Annotated in this window: 7 protein-coding genes and 1 rRNA gene; 7 read left to right on the top strand and 1 reads right to left on the bottom strand. The window is 34.2% G+C overall.

Annotated elements, in window-relative coordinates:
• Positions 1–191: 191 nt before the first annotated feature.
• Entirely contained in the window at positions 192–3,080 is a 2,889-nt protein-coding gene (locus ACN0WI_RS00040; RefSeq protein ID WP_417884556.1) for a triple tyrosine motif-containing protein, read from the bottom strand.
• A gap of 329 nt (positions 3,081–3,409) precedes the next feature.
• On the opposite strand from ACN0WI_RS00040, the gene ACN0WI_RS00035 reads away from it, so the two are divergent.
• From ACN0WI_RS00035 to ACN0WI_RS00005, 7 genes are all read left to right on the top strand, one after another.
• Positions 3,410–6,520 carry a SusC/RagA family TonB-linked outer membrane protein gene (locus ACN0WI_RS00035; RefSeq protein ID WP_417884555.1) on the top strand — a complete coding sequence of 1,037 codons (3,111 nt, stop codon included), beginning with the start codon at positions 3,410–3,412 and terminating at the stop codon, positions 6,518–6,520.
• A gap of 23 nt (positions 6,521–6,543) precedes the next feature.
• The gene (locus ACN0WI_RS00030) at positions 6,544–8,085 is read left to right on the top strand and encodes a RagB/SusD family nutrient uptake outer membrane protein (RefSeq protein ID WP_417884554.1); all 1,542 of its coding nucleotides are present in this window, start codon (positions 6,544–6,546) and stop codon (positions 8,083–8,085) included.
• 92 nt (positions 8,086–8,177) lie between these two features.
• Positions 8,178–9,926 (top strand): cellulase family glycosylhydrolase, encoded by a 1,749-nt coding sequence (locus ACN0WI_RS00025; protein WP_417884553.1) that lies wholly within the window; start codon positions 8,178–8,180, stop codon positions 9,924–9,926.
• On the top strand, positions 9,919–11,316 hold the full coding sequence (locus ACN0WI_RS00020; protein ID WP_417884552.1) for a glycoside hydrolase family 30 protein: 1,398 nt from the start codon (positions 9,919–9,921) through the stop codon (positions 11,314–11,316). The genes ACN0WI_RS00025 and ACN0WI_RS00020 overlap by 8 nt, the downstream gene beginning before the upstream one ends.
• 2 nt (positions 11,317–11,318) lie before the next feature.
• Positions 11,319–13,616 carry a glycoside hydrolase family 3 N-terminal domain-containing protein gene (locus ACN0WI_RS00015; protein WP_417884551.1) on the top strand — a complete coding sequence of 766 codons (2,298 nt, stop codon included), beginning with the start codon at positions 11,319–11,321 and terminating at the stop codon, positions 13,614–13,616.
• Positions 13,617–14,061: 445 nt separating this feature from the next.
• Entirely contained in the window at positions 14,062–14,196 is a 135-nt protein-coding gene (locus ACN0WI_RS00010; protein ID WP_417884550.1) for a putative porin, read from the top strand.
• Positions 14,197–14,890: 694 nt separating this feature from the next.
• A 16S ribosomal RNA gene (locus ACN0WI_RS00005) occupies positions 14,891–15,898 on the top strand; the annotation flags it as partial.

Below are 15,898 nucleotides of genomic sequence, written 5' to 3'. Positions count from 1 at the left end.
TAAAAAAATTAAATATCTGATTTACAGCAAAATGAAAGTAAATGAAAATTATTCAAGTTGAATTTTTCATTTCTCATAATCAAGGGGTCCCTGGTTCGAGCCCAGGTGGGACCACCAGTAAAATCAAGCCTTACAGAGATGTAAGGCTTTTTTTATTTTCTTATAGCATATATTCAACTTATAATTTAAATTTAGTCTTCTACCAATTCTTCTAAAAACTGTGAAAATTTAATATCCTTAACTTCTAGTTTTTTCCTAATCCTATAGCGGGCCGTTTCAACTCCTCTAACGGAAATATTCAATAAGGGAGCTATTTCTTTATTTGTAAGATTCATTTTTATAAATGCACATAAGCGTAAATCCCTTTGAGTAATATCTGGATAAATTTCTTTTAACTCTTTAAAGAAATTATGATGTATTTTTTCAAAATTCACATCAAATACTTTCATATATTCTTCACCAATTCTATGCTGATTAAGTTTCATTATAACATCTTGTAAGCGTTTTTTTGCAGCCTGAGTCTTTAAGGTCTTTCTAAATTCCTTAAGGTTATAATAGGTTTCAGAAAATATATCTTTTTTCTTGACAAGAACCATTGTGTAATTAGCTAGTTCTTTACTTTTATGAATATTATCTTCCTCTAGTATTTTTTTATCCCGTCTTATTTTTTCTTTTTCCTGTTTTAACTTTAGTTGTTCAATTTCTAGTGTGAGCAATTTTTTTGTTTTTTCAGCACGGGATTTTTCTTTGAATCTTTCTTTTTCTATTTTCTTTTTCACTAACAATATAAGGGTTCCAATAGCAATACATGATAAAAGTATATATGTTAATATTGCTATTTTGGTTTGATACCAAGCGGGAAGAATTTGAAATTCGAAACTAGCTTCTTCACCTTTCTTGCCTAAAAGATTTTTACTTTTAACCTTAAATGTATAATCTCCAGGAGGTAAATGGTTATACTCACTAAAGGGCATTGTGCTCCACGAAGACCATTTTTTATCAATTCCCTCTAGTATATGGGCGTATTGTATTTCAACAGAAGAAGACATGTTAGGTGCCGCAAATTCAAATTGTAAAGTTTTTGTATTATTAGATAATATTGTTTTTTCTCTCTTGTTTAAGGCGAGGTTTTTTTGTTGTGTTGAATCGGTATAAACTACCTTGGTTATTTGGGTTTGTATGGCTTTCGTACTTTCTATTTTATCTAGCTGATAGATGAAAAGTCCATTTGTAGCGCCAATTATTACTTCGTTTTTCTTATAAGGTATAATAGTCTCCATTCCTCTTATTAAATTTCCTTTTAGGCTTGCAAAGAGTTTTTGATGAAGTATGGGAGATTTTTGAAGAATATTAAAATAGCCTACCTCTTCGTCTTGTACAAACCATGCCTTATTATTACTTTGAAACAATTTTCTGGTGTTTTTAGAAGGATCTAGGATGTTATTGAGATAAGGGTGTTTCTCGAATACGTTAGTAGCTTCATTAAAAGTATAAATTCCTGTATTTGTAGTAAAAATAATTTCTCTATTCCATTTAGTTACATTTACATTATAAGGGGATTTTAAACCATTTTGATCTGTATAATGTTCCATGGCAAAAACTCTTTCTAAATTGCGATCTATCTTGACCTTGTAAATTCCTTTATATCCGTGACAAACCCAAAATGTATTATCTGATCCGGCATAAATAATGTCTCTACTAGATTCATCAAAGCCTTGAATTTTATGTTTTATGCTCCAGGTTTGATTACTATACTCAAGTAAGTAAAGTCCATTGTAGTTACAGGCCAGAAATTTGTTTGTTTGATTTGGTAGTGGTATAACTTTCCAAAAGCCTCCAATATTTCCTATTTTTTTTGCACCTGCTCTATTAATTAGTAATAGGCCTTTATCATGACCGACAATTATATCTCCTTTAAATTTTTGAATGGACCAAGCTTGGCCTTCCGTATCTGGGATCTTTATGAAAGAAGGGACACTTTGTGATGAGTTAGGAGAGGGCTTTATGGAGGTATAAACTCCTTTATTGGTAGCTAGGTAGAGATTGTTTTTGTCCATAAATGCATCGTAAACGGCAGCATCTCTAAAAACATGACTCATCGGAGAGTTAAATTCTATAAAATCAAGACCATTATTTAATAAAGACCATACATTTCCATCTGCAGTCATATAAAGATTTAAAACAGAGGAATCATAGCTATGATTTAAGGCATTAGTTTTATCTGTTATCTTTCCTGTATTGTCTAATACTAGTATATTAGAGCTTAGGGTTCCAAGTAAAAAATAGTCTTTATAAGGTATAGCCGAAATTATCCGATCTTTTCTTTCATTTTTAAAAATAGACCCGGTTAATTTTATTTCATTTGAATTTAGATTGCCCACAAAAAAATTTCCATCTCTAGATATTCCAGCAAACTCTTCTTTATTATTTAAAGGCATTATGTTAACGAGATTTTTACCTTCTAGAGCTTCGCTTGAAAATACTTTTTCTAATCTAAGTTGTTGATAGTCAAATTCAAATATGCCATTTCCTAAGTCTTGAACATAGAATCGATCATTTAAAATATAAGAATAAATAAAAGCACCTTTAGAAGAAATATGAGTTGCTTTATTATCACTTACTACAATTAACTCTTTATATGTTCTAAAAATAATGTAATCATCAATTTGATGAATCTCCCAAATATTCTCGAAATTCTGATTTTCTAATTTTAGATCCTTAATAAGTGATACATATTGTGGATTATTTGTTGAGTCCCTTTTTATAATTCCAAATTCATTATAACCACCTGCGTAAATGGTACCATTATCTGTAGTTATCATACTCCTAACAGAAGAGTTATTCGGTAGTTTTATCTTTTTCCATCGCTCACCATCATAAATAATAATACCGTCATTGTTTCCAAAATATAAGTTTCCTTCTAAATCGGTTGTCATCGACCAGAATTGTGCATCTGCCTGAAAATCTGTTCTAGAATAATGTGTGATACTTGGTTTAAATGTTTCTGGAAATATAGCAGATTGAGAAAAGCAACGATAAATTGTAAGAATTAATAATAGGCTAAAAAGTAAATTTTTCATTGTATAGGGTTCAAAATGAATAAAAACGAAATCGTTATCGTTGATCAGAGTTCAAATATATTATTTTAAAACAATTTTTGGCAAAAAAATATTAAGTTTAAAGTTTTGAAAACTAGTAAATTATATTTTAAAACGTTGTATTGACGTATAGCATTAACATATTGGCGTAATTATGGAGTAATGCATTTTTAGTGTTAATTATCATCGAAATTTAATTTTATCGAGCTTTAAAAAATCAATTTATTGTTTATCAGATCTTTTTTTTGATAATAACGCAATATTGAGTTTTGTATTAAAGCGATTAATAATTAATGCTAATTTTTTTATATATGAAGGTAGAAAATTACTTTTTAGTAGTATTGCTTTTTTTAACTACTATAACGTTTGCTCAAGAACCGATTAAGGTAGAAGGAGTAGTTTTGGATGAAAATAGTATTCCATTGCCTGGGGCAAATGTTGCTCTAAAAGATTTATCCATTGGCACAATGACCGATTTTGATGGAAACTTTTCCCTTATGGCTCATCCTGATGATATATTAGTAGTTTCTTTTGTAGGGTATGAAACTGCAGAATATAAAGTAGGTAACCAAACAAAATTTGAAATTGTTATGATTCAGGATGCTGATGCTCTTGATGAGGTGGTGGTAGTGGGTTACGGAACTCAAAAAAAGAGTGTAGTAACTGGTGCTATCTCAAGTGTAGGTGTAGAAGATCTTGAAACTCTTCCAATTAATAATGTAGGTCAGGCATTACAAGGGCGAACATCTGGTGTAACTATTGTTTCCGGTAGCGGACAGCCAGGTTCTGGAGCAACAATCAGAATACGAGGAATAACCTCTTTAAATAATAACGACCCCCTATGGATTGTAGATGGAGTGGTTGTAGACAATGGAGGTATTAATTATCTTAATCAATCTGACATTGAGTCTATTGAAGTATTAAAGGATGCTGCTTCACAGGCTATTTACGGAGCAAGAGCTGCAAGTGGAGTGGTGCTTGTTACTACAAAATCTGGGAAGTCTGGAAAATTAACCATTAATTATAATGGTTTTGCGGGTATATCAGAACCTGCTAATAAGTTAGACCTTTTAAATGCTACACAATATGCGAGATTAAGAAATGAAGCATCTATTAATGATGGAGGAGAAGCTATTTATAATAACCCTGAAAGCTTAGGACAAGGAACTGACTGGCAGGAAACCATTTTTAATAACAGTGCATTTAGGCAAAATCATGAATTTAGCGTAAGTGGAGGAACCGAAAAATCGACATTTTATCTTTCTTTCGGATACTTGGAGCAGGAAGGAATTGTTGCCTCTGAAATTTCTAATTACGAACGCTATAATATAAGGCTTAATTCCACCCATGAATTAGCGGAGTGGTTAACTCTTGGTGAAAATCTTGGGTATTCTAGAGATATTAGTGTTGGTTTAGGGAATACAAATAGTGAGTTTGGAGGGCCGTTAAGCTCTGCCATAAATTTGGATCCAATAACTCCAGTAGTGGTCACTGACCCTTCAATGTTAGATCAGGCACCATACAACCGTGGACTAGCCCTAATAAAGGATGCGAATGGAAATCCTTATGGGATTTCAGAAAATGTTGTTCAAGAAATGACCAATCCTCTTGCCTACATTCAAACACGTCTGGGAAATTATGGATATTCTGATAATATAGTAGGGAATGCTTTTATAGAAGCTCAACCAATTGAAGGATTAAGATTTAGATCTTCGCTCGGGGTAAAACTGGCTTACTGGGGTTCTGAGGCATTTACGCCTATTTATTATTTAAATGCTTCCACTACTACAAATCAAACTTCCTTTAATAGAAGCTCAAACAATAGCCTTAACTATAATTTAGAAAATACTCTTTCTTATAATAAGAGTGTAGATCTGCATAATTTCACCGTATTATTAGGACAAGGAGCTTATCGCGATAATTTTACTAAAGGTTTAAGTGTTACCAAATACGATATTCCAGCAAGTAATTTTGATGAAGGCTCACTAAACTTTGATGTCCCTGATACTGATATTGTTTCCAGTGGTTACGAAAATGTTCCTCATTATGTATCTTCTCTTTTTGCGAGAATTAATTACGATTTTGATGAAAAATATCTTTTTAGCGGAATTATAAGGAGAGATGGTTCCAGTCGTTTTGGTGCCAATAATAAATATGGATATTTTCCTTCTGCATCAGCAGGATGGGTAGCCTCAAAAGAAGAATTTTGGGGAGCAAATAATCCTATAGGATTCCTAAAAATTAGAGGGAGTTATGGAGTAGTAGGGAATGATAATATTGGAGATCTTGCTTATTTATCCACTATAAGCTCCGGAAGAAATTACGCATTCGGAGATCAAATTAGTAATTATGATGTTGGTTATAGTCCAGATGCGCCGGCAAACCCAGATTTAAAATGGGAAGAAACAAGCCAATTGAATATTGGTTTTGAGTCACGGTTTTTACAATATTTTAGATTCCAATTCGATTGGTATAAAAAAACGACAAAAGATATTCTTCAATACCCTAGAATACCTGCTTATGTTGGTGTAATTGGTAATCCGGCAAAAAATATTGGCGATATGGAAAACAGCGGTTTGGAATTCGAACTTAATTTCTCCAGAACTTATGAGGACTTTAGCTTTTCTGTCAATGCTAATGCATCATATTTGAAAAATGAAGTTACTTACCTAGGTGATGGCGGTGAGTATTTAGATGGTGGTGAGGGATTCCAGTCAAGTAGTTATCCTATTACAAGAACCGCTGTAGGACAGGCTGTGAATTCATTCTTCGGATTTAAAACAATGGGCATCTTTCAAAATCAGCAAGAAATTGATAACTATACAAATTCTGGCGGACAGGTAATTCAACCTAATGCTGTTCCTGGTGATTTTAGATGGCAAGATACCAATGATGATGGTACTATATCTGAAGAAGATCGTGTATTTATTGGTAATCCAACTCCAGACTGGTCTTTTGGAATAACCTTGAATGCAGAATATAAAAACTTCGATTTGACTGTATTTGGACAGGGGGTCGCAGGGAATCAAATCTTCCAAGGGCTACGCCGATTGGATATCGCCAATGCAAACTATCAGAAAGAAGCATTAAATAGATGGACAGCAGAAGGTACCTCTAATACACATCCGCGTTTAACTAATAATGACCCCAATAGAAACTATAGCAATCCTTCCGATTTTTATTTGGAAAAAGGAGATTATTTTAGAATAAAAAATCTTCAAATCGGATATACTTTACCAGAAGATGCCATTGCTGCTATAGGCTTGAAAAAAACAAGGGTATACGTGATGAGCGAAAACCTATTGACAATTACCGGTTATAGTGGCTATGATCCTGAGATAGGGGGAGGAGTTTTTAGTATAGATCGTGGGATCTATCCTCAAGCAAGATCATTTATGCTTGGTGCTAATTTCAGTTTTTAAAAAAATAATATAAATATTTGGATATGAAATCTATTATAAAATATATACTATTCTCTATTATTATCACACCGTTCTTTAATTCTTGTAGTGATGATTATTTGGAAGTGAACCCAAAAGGGCAGAGTTTAGAATCTAATTATTACAGAAATGCAGATGAAGCTTATGCTGCCTTAGTAGCGGCTTATGATCCAGTAGGTTGGATATCGGCTAATTATGTTGCAAAAGAATTTGCCTTAAATATTGCTTCTGATGATCATTATGCGGGTGGAGGTAATGCACAAGATGCTAATCCTTTACAAGTTTGGTCTAATTATACTCTTGATGCAGCTACTGGACCACAGGAAGAACTATGGAGGAGGGGATATTCGGGAGTATTCAGGACAAATATTTTACTTTCTAAGTTACCTGATGTAGATATGGATGAAAATTTAAAAGCACGTTATACTGCCGAATCAAAATTCTTAAGAGCATATTATTATTTTGATTTAATAAGACTTTTTAAGCGTATTCCATTGTTTAAAAAGCCGCTAGAGGCAAGTGCTATTAATAATGTACTTCAGGTAGATCGTGAACAGGTTTATGCATTAATAGAAGAAGATTTGTTGGCTGCAATTAATGATCTTCCTCTTACAATTGAAAATAGAGAAACTGAAGCGGGGCGAGCTACTCAGGGAGCAGCAAAAGCTTTACTTGGTAAAATGTACCTTTATCAGGAACGTTTTAATGAAGCAGTGACCCAACTACAGGATGTAAATGGAGAGCCAGGGGGAAATAATATGTACGGCTATAAGCTATTAGATAATTTTGGAGATTTATTTAAAAAGGAAAATCAATTTAATTCTGAATCAATATTTGAAGTGATTCATAGTTCAGCCTCTAATGGAGTTTGGGATTGTATAGGTTGTACTGAAGGTAACCTTCTTAGTGTTATGTCTGCTCCGCGTGGTTACACAGTATTGGAAGAAGGTAGAGGGGCTCCTAATTTTGTTTCTGGATGGGGGTTTAATGTAGTAACCGAAAACTTAGTAGCTGCTTTTATAAAAGAAGATGGTTCTTTTGATGGGCGTTATCCTTTTACTATTACCAATGTTGATAGTTTGGCGCAAGAAGGAATTGTTAATTATGATAAAAGTTATCAAGGGTCTGGCTATTTCTTGAAGAAATTTGCTGGAACAAAGGATGACAGATCCGATGGCGGTGGAAACTGGGAATTAAATTTCCCTAAGAATTTTTATGATATTCGTTTGGCAGATACTTATTTGATGGAAGCGGAAGCTCTTGTGAGAGGTGGTGGAAATACAGGTCGGGCTCAAAAGTTGCTGGATGCAGTGAGAACGCGATCAGGAAATAATGATATGGTATCTGCTACTTTCGAAAATATTCTTAAAGAAAGAAGACTTGAACTGGCTGGGGAAGGCCACAGATGGTTTGATCTTGTGAGAACAGGAATGGCAGCTGAAGCTTTGGAATTTAAAGGTTATATAGAGGGTAAACATAATAAATTGCCCATACCGCTTCAGGATCTTAATAATACGTTATTAGAACAAGATCCGGCTTATCAATAGTTGTTTTTTTTAATTTTTATAGTTATTGAAATAAAATGTTAGATGAAATTAATTTCATCTAACATTTTATTTCAAATAATAGATACTACGAAATGAGACATTTAACCTGGTTTCTTACGCTATTTTTCTTACCATTTAGTTGGCAATCTTTTTCCCAGGGATTTCTGAAAACCGAAGGAATAGAAATACAAAATTCTAAAGGAGAGAATGTACTCCTAAAAGGAATAGGGCTTGGGGGACATATGCTACAAGAGGGCTACATGTTAAGAGTTCCCTATTCAGGACAGCAATATGTAATAAAAGAACATATAGAAGAACTTATTGGTAGCGAAAAGACTAAATCTTTCTATAATGCATGGTTAACAAACTATACTCAGAAAGCAGACATAGATTCACTTAAAAGTTGGGGTTTTAATTCTGTGAGACTTCCGATGCATTATAATTTATTTACGCCTTCTGTGGAAGATGAACCTGTTAGTGGAGAAAACAATTGGATAGAAAAAGGTTTTAAACTGACTGACTCTATTTTAAGCTGGTGCAAAGCCAATAAAATCTACCTTATTTTAGATATGCATGCTACTCCAGGCGGACAAGGCCACGATGTGAATATCTCTGACAGAAACCCTGCTAAACTTTCTTTATGGGAAAGTCCAGAAAATCAAAAGAAACTAATCGCTCTCTGGAAAAAAATTGCTAAAAGATATAGTGAGGAGACTTGGATAGGCGCTTACGATATTATAAATGAGCCTAATTGGAGCTTTGAAAAAAAGAAGAATAAAAATGGTATTGAGGATGAAAAAAATAAGCCTTTAAAAAAACTTATGGTTGAAATTACCAAGGCTATACGTGAGGTAGACAAAAATCATATTATAATTATAGAAGGTAATGGATGGGGAAATAACTATAATGGAATAATGCCACCTTGGGACAATAATATGGTTCTAAGTTTCCATAAATACTGGAATTTTAATAACAAAGCTGCAATAAAACAAATTCTTGATTTTAGAGAGAAATATGAAATTCCTATTTGGTTGGGTGAATCTGGAGAAAACTCTAACACATGGTTTACAGATGCTATTAGCCTAATGGAGGAAAACAATATCGGCTGGTGCTGGTGGCCACTCAAAAAAATGGGCTTTAATAATCCTTTAGAAATAAAAGTGAATAAGGGATATCAAGAGATTCTGGAATATTGGAATGGAAATGCAAAAAAACCTTCTGAGAAAGCCGCATATAAAGCATTTATGCAGTTAGCCGAAAACACTAAAATTGAAAATAATATTTTCCACAAAGATGTGGTAGATGCTATGATTAGACAACCACATTCTACAGAAGTTATTCCTTTTAAAGAAACGATTGTAGATAAAAAGGCACAAATTAAGGCAGCTGATTACGACTTTGGAAAGAATGGAGTTGCTTATAGCGATAAAAAAGTGGCTAACTATCATATTTCTACAGGAGAGGACCGATCAAGTTGGAATGATGGATACACCTATCGAAATGATGGTGTTGATATTTTTAGAAAAGAAAAATCTAAAAAATATAATGATGTATATGTAGGGGATTTTGAAGAAGGTGAATGGTTGCGATATAGTTTTACTGTCAAAAAACCTGCTATTTATCAAATTAGATTTAAAATTTCTTCTTCAGTTAAATCCCGAGCTCTTGTGCTTTTAAATGATAAAGAAATAGGTTCTATAACCAATTCAAATATTTCTGAAGAATGGAGTTTGGTGAATTTAGATAATATTAAAATTTCTAGAAAATCGAATTATTTAAAAATCAAATCACTTGAAGGAAATTTCAAATTAGAATCCATAGAAATTAACTTAAATGAATAAATTATACATTTTTTTCTTCGGAGTGCTATTATTAGCAGGTTGTCAAAAAGATAATTCTGATAAAAGCATTGAAATATGGCTAACCACTTTAGATAAAAAATCCTTGTTGGAAAAAAGAGATCTTCAGATTAGTTCAAAAGAAGATTTTAGCCCAGATGCTACCATTAGCATAGACCCTTCTAAAACATATCAGGAAATTGATGGTTTTGGTTATACTTTAACTGGAGGGAGTGCCTTGCACTTAAATAAAATGAGTGCAGCTGCTCGAGCAGATTTGTTACAAGAGCTTTTTGGTACAGGAAGTGACGAAATTGGAATAAGCTATTTAAGACTTAGTATTGGAGCGTCTGATTTGGATGAAACTCCATTTTCTTATAACGATCTTCCTGAAGGAAAAACCGATGAAGATTTGGAAAATTTTAGTCTGGCTAACGACACCGTGAACCTTATACCTGTACTAAAGGAAATCATTAAAATAGCTCCAGATATCAAAATCCTTGGTTCTCCATGGTCGCCGCCAGTGTGGATGAAAGATAATGTAGATACTCGCGGAGGAAGTCTTAAAGAAGAATATTATCCCGTGTATGCCAACTATTTTGTGAAGTATATAGAATCGATGAAGAAAGAAGGGATTACAATAGATGCTATTACGATCCAGAATGAGCCTTTACATCCGGGAAATAATCCAAGCTTATTAATGAAAGCAGATGCACAAAAGGAATTTATTAAAAATCATTTAGGCCCTACCTTCAAAGAAAATAATATCAAAACTAAAATTATTTTATACGATCATAATGCTGATCGTCCCGATTATCCTATTTCTATTCTAAATGATCCTGAAGCTGCCAAATATGTGGACGGCTCCGCTTTTCATCTTTACGGAGGAAAAATCGATGCTCTTACTGAAGTTCATAATGCACATCCCGATAAGAACCTATATTTTACAGAGCAATGGGTTGGGGCGCCCGGAGATTTTGCAAAGGAAATGGAATGGCATATCGAAAATCTAATTATTGGAGCCACTAGGAACTGGAGCCGAACTGTTCTAGAATGGAACCTTGTAGCGGACGAAAACCAAAAGCCTCATACCGATAGAGGAGGTTGTAAAAATTGTCTTGGTGCGCTCACTATTTCAGGAGACTCTATAATTCGTGAGCCTGCTTATTATATTATTGCTCAGGCTTCAAAATTTGTACGTCCAGGCTCAGTGAGAATTGCCTCAAATGAAGTCCAGGAGATAAACAATGTTAGTTTTAAAACCCCTCAGGGTGATGTTATACTTATAGTTCAAAATAAATCAAAAGAAAAAAAAAGCCTAAAGCTTGAAATGGAAGAAAACTCGTATCAGTTACAAATTCCTGGAAAAGCAGTGGCAACTTTAAAATTATGATTATGAAGAAAAATATTATTGTATCGTTTTTATTGATGATAGGTAGCTTTACTTATTCTTTTGCCCAAAACGATGTTTCCGCTAAAGTAGAAAGCCTGCTAAAAAAAATGAGTCTAGAAGAGAAAGTTGGTCAAATGACACAAGTTACGCTTGATGTTATTGGTGAAGGAGAAGACCGATATTCTAGTTTTGAACCTTTTAATCTGGATAAGGAACAGGTAATAAAAGCAGTTTCGCAATATAAAGTAGGTTCATTTTTAAATACAGCTAATAACCGCGCTTTAACACCAAAAAAATGGTACGAGGTTATTAAGGAAATTCAGGATATCAATAAAGACGAAACTAAGCTGGGTATTCCTATAATCTATGGAGTAGATCAAATTCATGGGGCTACATACACCGCTGGAGCAACGATGTTTCCTCAACAAATCGCTCAAGGAGCAAGTCGTAATCCAGAGCTTGTCGAGAAAGGGGCAGCTATAACCGCTTACGAGACCCGTGCTAGTGGAATTTCTTGGAATTTTTCACCTGTTTTAGATCTTGGAATGGATCCAAGATTTTCCAGAATGTGGGAATCCTTTGGCGAAGATCCATACCTTATTTCATCTCTTGGCGTTGCGATGATAGATGGTTATGAAGGAAAAGATAATACTATTGGTGATCCAGAGCACTTAGCTTCAACTTTAAAACACTTTTTAGGGTATCACGCAGTAACTTCTGGAAAAGATCGTACCCCTTCTTATATTCCAGAAGATGTGCTTCGAGAATATCATTTACCTCCCTTTAAAGCCGCAATTGAAGCAGGAGCTCATACTATAATGGTCAACTCCGGAATTATTAATGGAGTACCTGTTCACGCTAATTATGAACTACTTACTGAATTATTAAAAAATGAACTTGGGTTTGAAGGTTTAGTAGTGACCGACTGGGCTGATATAGAAAATCTGCACCGCCGTGATCGTATTGCTAAAAATGATCGTGAAGCAATAAAAATGGCTATTAATGCAGGAGTAGATATGTCTATGGTACCCTATGAATATGAGCGCTTTTTTGATAATCTTGTTGCCTTAGTTAAAGATGGAGAGGTTAAGGAAGAGCGTATAGATGATGCTGTAAGAAGAATTTTAAAAGTAAAATATGAATTAAACCTGTTTGAAACGCCAGTAACTCATTACAAAGATTACCCTAAGTTTGGAAGTAAAGAGTTTGAACAAGCTGCTTACGATATGGCTGCTGAATCTATTACTTTATTGAAAAATGAAGACAATATTCTTCCAATCAATAAAAGCTCGAAGGTACTAGTAACTGGGCCTAACGCAAATTCTATGCGTACCTTAAATGGTGCTTGGACGTATTCTTGGCAAGGCGAAAAGACAGAAGAATTTGCAGGAGCGTACAATACAATTTTGGAAGCTGTGCAAAATAAAATTGGAGAAGAAAAGGTAACTTATGTGCCAGGTGTAAATTATGTGAAGGATGGTAAATATTATGAAGATGAAAAAGATCAGTTTGACGAGGCTATCGCAGCTGCTCAAGGTGTAGATTATATCTTTTTATGTGTAGGTGAAAATAGCTATACTGAAAAACCTGGTGATTTAAATGATTTATATATTTCAGATAATCAAACGGAGTTAGCTAAAAAACTTGCAGCAACAGGAAAACCAGTGATAATGATTTTAAATGAAGGTAGACCTCGTATTATTAGTAAATTTGAGAAGGATGTAGAAGGAATTATTCAAGTCTATCTTCCGGGGAATTTTGGAGGTGATGCCTTAGCTGATATTTTATTTGGAGATGTGAATCCTTCTGGAAAACTACCTTATAATTATCCTCGCTATCCAAATGCGCTTATTCCTTATATTCATAAGCATTCTGAAGAACAAACTGCCTCTGAAGGCGTATATAATTATGAAGCCGATTATAGTCCGCAATTTTCTTTTGGTGACGGATTGAGCTATACCACTTTTAAAGTAAGTGATTTAAAACTAGAGCAATCTTCAATTAAAAAAAATGAGGAGCTTAAGCTGGAAGTAACAGTTACTAATACTGGTGAGAGAGCCGGTAAAGAAGTAGTTGAAATATATACTTCCGATTTATATGCGACTGAAATTACGCCAGATGTGAAACGATTAAGAAGATTCAAAAAAGTTGATTTACAACCTGGTGAATCAAAAACCTTACACTTTACTATTCCATCTAAAGATTTAGCTTATTTTAATACAGAAGGTAAACCCGTGATTGAAGCTGGTGAATTTGAAATTATGGTAAAAGATCTAAAGCAGAAGTTTGAAATAGAATAATAAGGAAATTAAGATTAAAATTGAAGGGGACGCTAATGTATTAGTTGTTCCTTTCAATGACTATTTATACTTAATTAATTTTATTCAATCGACTAAATTTCAACAAATAGAAAGAAAAAAATTACTAGGCTAAAAATGAAGTGCTAATCGATGTAAATAGAATGAATTTATATATACAGCAATTAATTGACATTTAAGATTTCCTGATCAAATCAGATCTTTATTTGTTATTTTAATTAAAAGATAGATTTACTAACACTCATTTTGCTGCACTCTTCAGGTAAATGATTACTACTATATACCTCAATCTATTTAATGATAAAGGAGATTTTTTGGCAACATAAGAATTTTATCGTTTTATCAGTAAGTCCACCGGTTACAATAACCATTTATTTACTCAGGTTCTCAATATAGTTAATAGTATGCGCGAATACATTAATATAATATGTATTACAGGTTATTTTTAAAATTAGAGAACATCAATTATCTTTTAACACAGAACACAGATTTTGTATCACGGGGCTACCCACATGGCGATTTTTTAATACGATTTGGGTTAGTATGGAACTTTTTTCTATAGATTTCACATTTGTTTAATAAATTGTTAGCACAATATTAAGATTAGTAGTTTTGTATTCACTGGATTTGGGTTCTTTTTCAATGAAAAATCTACAAAAAAGGATTGAATTATCGATTATCGGTAAAATTGCTATTACTTAAAAAAAAGTATTGTTTAGGTAGAAAAAGGGTTTATATTTGCACCCGCTAAGGTTTTTAGCGAGGTTGTTTAAGTTCATTGAGAGAGTAGTGTTGTTAGGGGTTTAGGGTTATATTTATTTAGATAGTCTTTGAAAAAAAACCTTAAAAAAACTTTTGGTAAATGTAAAAAAGAGTTTTACATTTGCATCCGCTTTTAGCGGGAAGTTCTTCGGTTTTATTTTGAGAGGTTGATTAAAAAAAGATTTATTTTTTCTTGTTGAATTAAAAATCTTTTGTATATTTGCAGCCGCTTAACGACGAAGCAAAATTATTGGATTACTGAGAAAGATCGTTGGGGTCAAATATAAGGTTCGACTCCTTAATTTCTAACAAAAAGATGTTAAATATTTATTAGCATCTGAACTAAGAAAGTTCATTGACATATTGAATTGACAAGTTATCATTCTATTGGAATGGTAATAGTGTACATTAAGAATTAAGACTATATAGAAGTCATCTTTTGAGCTTTAGCGAAGAGCAAACATTTATAGTGTTGTTACTATATAAAAGAAACAACGATGAAGAGTTTGATCCTGGCTCAGGATGAACGCTAGCGGCAGGCTTAACACATGCAAGTCGAGGGGTAACAGGAAAAAGCTTGCTTTTTTGCTGACGACCGGCGCACGGGTGCGTAACGCGTATACAATCTACCTCTTACTGAGGGATAGCCCATGGAAACGTGGATTAATATCTCATAGTATTATGAATTGGCATCAATTTATAATTAAAGGTTACGGTAGGAGATGAGTATGCGTCTTATTAGCTAGATGGTAAGGTAACGGCTTACCATGGCAACGATAAGTAGGGGTCCTGAGAGGGAGATCCCCCACACTGGTACTGAGACACGGACCAGACTCCTACGGGAGGCAGCAGTGAGGAATATTGGACAATGGGCGAGAGCCTGATCCAGCCATGCCGCGTGCAGGAAGACTGCCCTATGGGTTGTAAACTGCTTTTACAGAGGAAGAATCGCATCTACGTGTAGGTGTTTGACGGTACTCTGCGAATAAGGATCGGCTAACTCCGTGCCAGCAGCCGCGGTAATACGGAGGATCCAAGCGTTATCCGGAATCATTGGGTTTAAAGGGTCCGTAGGCGGATTTATAAGTCAGTGGTGAAAGTCTTCCGCTTAACGGGAGAATTGCCATTGATACTGTAAATCTTGAATTATTATGAAGTGGTTAGAATGTGTAGTGTAGCGGTGAAATGCATAGATATTACACAGAATACCGATTGCGAAGGCAGATCACTAATAATATATTGACGCTGATGGACGAAAGCGTAGGTAGCGAACAGGATTAGATACCCTGGTAGTCTACGCCGTAAACGATGGTTACTAGCTGTCCGGCCTAATTGAGGGCTGGGTGGTTAAGCGAAAGTGATAAGTAACCCACCTGGGGAGTACGTTCGCAAGAATGAAACTCAAAGGAATTGACGGGGGCCCGCACAAGCGGTGGAGCATGTGGTTTAATTCGATGATACGCGAGGAACCTTACCAGGGCTTAAATGTAGTCTGACAGGGG

The sequence above is a fragment of the Zunongwangia sp. genome (assembly GCF_048269745.1).
GTDB lineage: Bacteria > Bacteroidota > Bacteroidia > Flavobacteriales > Flavobacteriaceae > Zunongwangia.
The sequence above is the reverse complement of the archived record's forward strand: the minus strand, read 5'-3'. Positions and strand labels throughout refer to the sequence as shown.

Excerpts from the sequence above, each read along its gene's own strand:
- ACN0WI_RS00015 (WP_417884551.1), top strand. The coding sequence starts at position 11,319 with ATGAAGAAAAATATTATTGTATCGTTTTTATTGATGATAGGTAGCTTT.
- ACN0WI_RS00010 (WP_417884550.1), top strand. The coding sequence starts at position 14,062 with ATGTATTACAGGTTATTTTTAAAATTAGAGAACATCAATTATCTTTTA.
- ACN0WI_RS00030 (WP_417884554.1), top strand. The coding sequence starts at position 6,544 with ATGAAATCTATTATAAAATATATACTATTCTCTATTATTATCACACCG.
- ACN0WI_RS00020 (WP_417884552.1), top strand. The coding sequence starts at position 9,919 with ATGAATAAATTATACATTTTTTTCTTCGGAGTGCTATTATTAGCAGGT.
- ACN0WI_RS00040 (WP_417884556.1), bottom strand. The coding sequence starts at position 3,080 with ATGAAAAATTTACTTTTTAGCCTATTATTAATTCTTACAATTTATCGT.
- ACN0WI_RS00035 (WP_417884555.1), top strand. The coding sequence starts at position 3,410 with ATGAAGGTAGAAAATTACTTTTTAGTAGTATTGCTTTTTTTAACTACT.
- ACN0WI_RS00025 (WP_417884553.1), top strand. The coding sequence starts at position 8,178 with ATGAGACATTTAACCTGGTTTCTTACGCTATTTTTCTTACCATTTAGT.